Origin of the sequence: Flectobacillus sp. (genome assembly GCF_049240685.1) — a bacterium.
GTDB lineage: Bacteria > Bacteroidota > Bacteroidia > Cytophagales > Spirosomataceae > Flectobacillus.
In genome coordinates this window covers 1-6438 of the sequence record NZ_JBMLSD010000212.1, presented here as the reverse complement: position 1 = coordinate 6438, position 6438 = coordinate 1, and the positions used below count along the sequence as shown (strand labels likewise).

General features: G+C 38.3%; 6 protein-coding genes. 2 read left to right on the top strand and 4 right to left on the bottom strand.

The features are described 5' to 3' along the window. Window positions 1-218: 218 nt before the first annotated feature. The 4 genes from ACOVQ4_RS09710 to ACOVQ4_RS09695 form a co-directional block, all read right to left on the bottom strand. Window positions 219-1469, bottom strand: coding sequence for a serine hydrolase (locus ACOVQ4_RS09710; RefSeq protein ID WP_421820454.1), 1251 nt, complete (start codon window positions 1467-1469; stop codon window positions 219-221). Window positions 1470-1645: 176 nt separating this feature from the next. Next, on the bottom strand, window positions 1646-2704 hold the full coding sequence (locus ACOVQ4_RS09705; RefSeq protein WP_421820453.1) for an aminotransferase class I/II-fold pyridoxal phosphate-dependent enzyme: 1059 nt from the start codon (window positions 2702-2704) through the stop codon (window positions 1646-1648). A 244-nt stretch (window positions 2705-2948) separates the two neighbouring features. Continuing rightward, window positions 2949-3962 (bottom strand): dipeptide epimerase, encoded by a 1014-nt coding sequence (locus tag ACOVQ4_RS09700; RefSeq protein WP_421820452.1) that lies wholly within the window; start codon window positions 3960-3962, stop codon window positions 2949-2951. Between the two features lie 93 nt (window positions 3963-4055). Continuing rightward, window positions 4056-5264 (bottom strand): molybdopterin molybdotransferase MoeA, encoded by a 1209-nt coding sequence (locus tag ACOVQ4_RS09695; RefSeq protein ID WP_421820451.1) that lies wholly within the window; start codon window positions 5262-5264, stop codon window positions 4056-4058. 120 nt (window positions 5265-5384) lie between these two features. Here ACOVQ4_RS09695 and moaC point away from each other — a divergent pair, with 120 nt between their 5' ends. Together moaC and ACOVQ4_RS09685 are read left to right on the top strand one after the other, a co-directional pair. Beyond that, on the top strand, window positions 5385-5876 hold the full coding sequence (gene moaC / locus ACOVQ4_RS09690; protein ID WP_421820450.1) for a cyclic pyranopterin monophosphate synthase MoaC: 492 nt from the start codon (window positions 5385-5387) through the stop codon (window positions 5874-5876). After that, window positions 5876-6430, top strand: coding sequence for an NTP transferase domain-containing protein (locus ACOVQ4_RS09685; RefSeq protein WP_421820449.1), 555 nt, complete (start codon window positions 5876-5878; stop codon window positions 6428-6430). Before moaC ends, ACOVQ4_RS09685 begins: the two co-directional genes overlap by 1 nt. Window positions 6431-6438 lie beyond the last annotated feature (8 nt).

The window sequence follows — 6438 nt, the reverse complement described above, 5'->3', positions numbered from 1 at the left end:
GTTCTTTTATCGGGTGCAAAACGATGTCCGAATTGATCAATGACTTGTGTAATAGAAGAGTCGGCCTTAGTTCGTTTTGCATTATTATTTTTACCTGGGTTCAACCACGTTGAGCCAATCAGCACAACCCAAGAAAATACTATTAAAATTAGCTTCATATTCAGAATTGGGGGTTAAGACGCCCCCTTCAACCCGCAAAAACTATGCCGAGCAGTGGTTTATTTATCATATTGAAACTTAAACTTGCTCAAGTTAGGAAGATGCTTTTTAGTTCTATTTGCTTCATATTGATATATTAATTCACCCAAATTTTTCATAAAAGGAAAACCGATGGTGTCATAATCATATTTGCTGTCATTAAAAATTTGGTCTTCGTTGCACAAAATCACTGCTGATAACATAAATTCAATTCCTTTTTCAAAATCAACGATATAGGCATTGTCCAACAAAAAACCATAAGCATCACCTACTTTATTGAAAATGCGAATATTGGGGTTAATCACAGCATCTTTTTGCCCTCCATACATCAGAAACTTACAATACGCTGGCCAGTAATCAGGGAGACTGTAGGCAGGGTATTTGCTTTCTGTCGGCATTTGAGACATATACTTATGTAAAAACTGGTAATCTTCAGAAGTCAAATCAAAGCGTTGTTCTTTGGGAACGGCATTGGGAAAAATAATTGAGCGTAATAGCTGTTGCTGTTCGATTAAAGGAAAAAAGTTCTTTTGCGTAAAATCAAAAGGTTCGTTTATCGTGGCATCCCCTTTGATATATCCCTTGCCTAATTTGATTGGTGAAACTGGAAAATATTCCTTCGATGCAGTAATCATGGGTTGCTCATAAACCACTTGACCATTTTCCTTGAAGCTAATGGGATTAGTTCTTTTATTTTGCTCCACAGTCATGCCCACTTCCAGACGATGAATAATTCGGGTATCTTTCAAGCCTTTGGCGTGGAGACGGTCGTTAAACCCCTCTTGCCCCATAAATTCATATAGGCGATTGAAGGCATCATTATCCGATACCATTAAGATTTTTTTGGCATAATGAGCTACCGAAGCCATGCCATTGGCAGAGGTGCTATCTCCTGTAACAGCGGTATGACGTTCGTACTCGGCTCCCGTAAACATGGGAGTATCTTTGCTAAGCCCTTTTTTGTTGAGCTGATTGATTTTTTCTAAAGCCAATACACAGGCAGGAAGTTTTACTGTACTAGCAGGATAAAAATACTCTTGAGGATTTAGCCTGAAGCCATAAGTCCTGAAGCTCGGACGGTTTAGGACATCTCTATCTATTTGGGTGTAGACAATTTGAACCCGAAGTCTATCAGCATTATCAAGAATAAATTGAAATTTTTCTGGTTGAGATTTCATCAACTCAGGTAGTAACTGAAAATCTATTTTTTGAGCATAAAGCTGTGTTGACATTGCCAAGATTGTCAAGAAGATTATAAGTGTTCTTTTCATCTGTTCAAATGGTTCAAATATCAATTGAGAGTGCAAGTAGTATTTTGTTTTGGTTTTTGGGTGTACAAAAAATAAAGCTTATATCCTTTATCAATAGCTCTAAGCTTTATTTTTTCGTAGACCACTAATTATGGTTTTACAATTTTTCCCGATAATACAGTTTTCTTTTGAAATCCTTATCCTGATATTTTAGCAAATTGGTTGCACAATTGAGCTAAATACAAAAGTTCGTCTTCATTGTGCATGGCACTAATTACCAAACGGCTTACGGGTTTGTCATGTACCGTAGGATAGGGGAAGCAGGATGTCATAACTCCATGGTTTTTCAAAAAGTCATGTAATCCTTCTCGGTGGGTACAAAAGGCAGGGTAATTCTTGATAGTATCCAAGTAATCTACTTCAAGGTTTTCTGTAAAATATTGGATATTCTTTTGGAGCTTTTCTTTTTGCTCATAATACAATCCTGTACTAAGCATAAAGGCATCCAATAGGGCAGGCATCATGGGTGATGCTCCCGCAAACATAGGCGTGTGGCGAAGGTGATTGATAATTTCGGGTTTACCCAAAATCACACCGCCAGTCATACCCATAGCTTTGTTAAGCGAGCCTGTCACAATCAAATGAATATTGTCGTTAAAGTCTGGTTCAAAACCCAAAAAGTCCGCCACATGTTGAATACCCAAGCTATGTGAAGCATCAATTACAACGACGATTTCTTTATTTTTGGGTAAAGTTTTAATCCAACTAAAATCAAAGTCTTCGACATACGGAGAGCCTACGGAGTCAGAACAAATCACAATTTTTTCAGCAAGATTTTTTGAAATATTTTCTGAAATCGTACTCGCCCATTCTTCGTAAGAATCAATTGGCAAGTGCTTGTGGTGAGGCCAAAGAGCAGGATGCGTTTTGGGTGCTATTTCAACATGATATTCCAAACTTTGATAATACGATACCGTCACCTGACCTGCCGACATACCCGAAGCAACCGTCAATGCGGCAGGTGCACCAAAAAATTGGGCTAAAGCTTGCTCGGCCTCTTCATAGATTGAAAGGCGAACATTGTTGTTTCTTGAGCTTCCCCACGAACTTCCCCACTGAACCAAAGATTCAATCAGATTTCGCTTAAATGTAGGATGCTGTGCAATACCCAAATAAGCCGTACCACTAAACCAATAATAATCTTGGTCGATGGTTTGAAGGGTATTGTTTGGTATTTTTGATGAATAAAAAATCATAATTTAACTTTGGATAAAACCTAATTAAGAGAGTGTTTACAAGTCAACTTTTTAATAAAAGTATTTGGAACAGTAACGTAGTAGAGTACAAAGCCATTTATTTCGGATGTTGGATTTTGGATTTCGGAAGTGTAGACTTCTTTATTTCCGAAATCAGAAATCCCAAATCTGCAATAGTTTGGAAGCTTTTGTACAGTTCTAACTAGCCTATTGCTCAAAGCATTAAAGCTTAATGCAGCTAAAATCATTTTAGATTTGCGCCAGTTCCATTTTCTTCAGCATAAATCACTTTACCATAATCAATGACAACTCCTGTTGAGATTTGATCATCAACCAACAAGATACCGTCCATATCAACATAATCCAATAATGGAAGGAGTTGTGCAATAGCCGAGCAACCAACATTCGATTCGGTCATACAGCCTACCATCACTTTCAAGCCTAGCTTTTTGGCATGAGCAATCATGCGCAGGGCAGGAGTAAGCCCCCCGCATTTCATCAACTTAATATTTACGCCATGAAAAAAGCCATAACATCTCGCAACATCTTCTTCTACAATACAACTTTCGTCAGCAATAATCGGGAGTACTGATTCGGCAAATACTCTTTTCATTCCTTCCCAATTATCTGCTTTCATCGGTTGTTCGATAAACTCAACACCCAAATCCTTTAAGGCAATAGCATTCTGAATCGTCTCTTCTACGCTCCACGCCGTATTGGCGTCTACTCTAAACACTGCGTCCGTATGTTTGCGCAACTCTTGTACAATCTTGATATCTTCTTTGGTGCCTAATTTGATTTTATATAATGGAAAAGGCATTTCTTGCATTTTATCCACCATTTTTTCCAAAGTATCTATCCCGATAGTGTAATCAGTAATAGGATTATTACTAGGGTCTAGTCCCCAAGCTTTGTATAGAGGCAATCCTTTTTTCTTCGCCCAAAGGTCATTAGCCGCAATATCCAACGCACACAATGCAAAAGGGTGTTCATCTTTTAAATAAGGAAATACATCTTCCCAAAATTGTTTTGGGTCTTGCAAATCATAGCTCTCAACAAAGTCTCTCACTGCTTCCAATTGAGCAGTCATTTTTTCCATAGTTACGCCGTAATATGGCGTTTCTGTAGCCTCACCAAAACCTCTAAAATCGCCATCTTGTAGTTCGACAATCAGCGTTGGTTGTATATCTCTCGACTCATGAGTGATAGTAAATGTATGTTTTAGGGGTAATTGGAAAGTGTGAAGTATCAGTTTCATAATCAAAAAATTGGGTTGAATGAAGTAAGTAATATCAAAAAGTACAAGAGCAATAAGCGCAGTAGCCTATTGCTCTTATGAGAAAAATTCAATTTAACGAAAACGTACGAAATTTACTATTTCTCCAATTTCAAAATGAGATTTTTCAGACGACAGTTCCACAAATCCATCACAGTTGGTCAAATTAGCAAAGTCTGCCGAGCCACTGCCCTCAAACGGAATAGCCAACATTTTCCCATTTTCAAAATATACCTGTGCTGGTGCAAAATACGTAAGCGCTGGTTTGAAAAACACCTCTTTTGCCAAACTCACTTGCTCTACTTTAGGTTTTTGCTGTGCAATCACAGGTAAAGCATATTTACAAAAACATAAGAAGGTAGAAACAGGATTGCCAGGAAGGGCAAAAACCAATTTTTTACCTTCGTTATTTTCTACATCTTTTGTGCCAAACCAAAATGGTTTTCCTGGCTTTTGGGCTACTTTATGAAAACATTTTTTTACACCTAATTGAGCCAATATCTCAGGTACATAATCTTTCTTTCCTGCCGAAACACCACCGCTTAGCAAAATGATATCATGCTCTTCTAAAATTTGGGTGAGCTTTTCGGTTAATACTTCAGGGTCGTCAGTCAAATGAAATAGACTCGGTTCAATGTTCCAAGTTTGTAAAGCCGCTGCCAACATATAGGAATTTGACATACGGATTTGATGGCTTTCGGGCTTTACCGAAATATCTACTAATTCGTCACCTGTCGAAATCACAGCCACTTTCGGCGATGCAACTACCTGTACCTCTTGCTTACCGACTGACGCCATCACCGCAATTTCGGCTGGACTGATTCTGATACCTGCTTCTAACAGCGTTTGTCCAGCGATTTTATCAGAACCTTGTCGGTGTACATTTTGCCCACGAGTAATTTCTTCAAATGGAATCGTAATTTTGGCTACTTTTTTTCCTTCGACTTCTTCTATAACTACGTCCTCATATCGTACTACTGTATCGCAACCCAAAGGCAAAATCGCTCCAGTCATGATTTCGATACAAGCCTGAGTATTTTGAAGCTGTTTTTGTGTTTCACCAGCAAACTGAATTTGCTCGACCAACATGGCTTCTGGATTGATACCTTCGTAAGCAAAGGCAATACCGTCCATGGCCACGCGATTAAAAGGAGGGAAGTCTCTGTCTGCCGTAATGCTTTCAGCTAAGATTCTGCCCTTTGAACTTAGCAACGCTACTTTTTCGTTTTGCTGAGGAAAAGTATATTGTTGTATAATATTGTATGCTTCTTGTGAGGTTATCATAACTTTGAGAACGTTTTTTTAGCTTTTTTCTTTTTATGATAAAACTTGAAAAGACAAATTTCTACAATTTACCTTACCTTTTGAGGAGGCGTACCGTATTTTTGTAAAAAACACTGAACAATGACGCAAGAACAATCAGGAAATAAAGATTTTTCACATTTAGATACTCAGCATAATCCTTCTATGGTGGATGTTTCGGGCAAAACTATTACCAAACGCACTGCAACTGCCAGAAGTATTATAGCACTTACGCCCGAAATTGTGGCGCAATTTGTCAATGGCGATATCCAAACCAAAAAAGGGGCGGTTTTCCAAACTGCCATCATTGCTGGTACAATGGGAGCTAAAAAGACATCAGATTTGATTCCTTTATGTCATCCACTAGGATTGGATTCATGTAAATTCAATATCGAAATACAAGGCAACGATGTTGTCATTGATTGTACGTGTACTTTAACAGCCAAAACTGGTGTCGAAATGGAAGCTCTAACTGGTGCAACTATTGCCGCATTGACCGTATATGATATGTGTAAAGCTTTTTCACATGATTTAGTGATTAAAGAAACCAAACTCTTGTCAAAAACTGGAGGAAAAAGCGATTATAAAGCCTAATGAATGGATTGATACTTTCGGGAGGACAAAGTTCTCGTATGGGTCGTGAAAAACGATTGATTCAATATCATGGGAAAACTCAAGAGGCTTACCTGTTTGAGTTATTAGGGAAGTTTTGTGAAAAAGTCTTTGTTTCACTCAATGCCAACCAGCATAGCGACTATCCTTATATATATGATGCCTATCAAGAATTGAATAGCCCTTTGGTGGGTATTCTTTCTGCTTTTCAACACGAGCCCGAACAAGCTTGGCTGGTGGTAGCTTGTGATATGCCTTTTGTTACTCATGAAACGATTCAATATCTGATTAACGCTAGAGATGTTTCTCAAAAAGCTACAGCTTTTCAAAATCCTGATGAGTTTTTCCCAGAACCACTCATTACCATTTATGAACCAACTATTTTTCCAGACTTACTAGAGACTTATCAGCAAGGAAAAAAATCGGCGATGCGAGTATTGTCTCAGCAACCGATTAAGTTGATTCAGGCTCCCAATCCACAAATGCTAAAAAGTATTAATACGCCTGCAGAATATGAGGAGGCTATCAGGAAGTAAGAGTCTAG

Excerpts from the sequence above, each read along its gene's own strand:
- ACOVQ4_RS09710 (WP_421820454.1), bottom strand. The coding sequence starts at position 1,469 with ATGAAAAGAACACTTATAATCTTCTTGACAATCTTGGCAATGTCAACA.
- ACOVQ4_RS09695 (WP_421820451.1), bottom strand. The coding sequence starts at position 5,264 with ATGATAACCTCACAAGAAGCATACAATATTATACAACAATATACTTTT.
- ACOVQ4_RS09705 (WP_421820453.1), bottom strand. The coding sequence starts at position 2,704 with ATGATTTTTTATTCATCAAAAATACCAAACAATACCCTTCAAACCATC.
- moaC (WP_421820450.1), top strand. The coding sequence starts at position 5,385 with ATGACGCAAGAACAATCAGGAAATAAAGATTTTTCACATTTAGATACT.
- ACOVQ4_RS09685 (WP_421820449.1), top strand. The coding sequence starts at position 5,876 with ATGAATGGATTGATACTTTCGGGAGGACAAAGTTCTCGTATGGGTCGT.
- ACOVQ4_RS09700 (WP_421820452.1), bottom strand. The coding sequence starts at position 3,962 with ATGAAACTGATACTTCACACTTTCCAATTACCCCTAAAACATACATTT.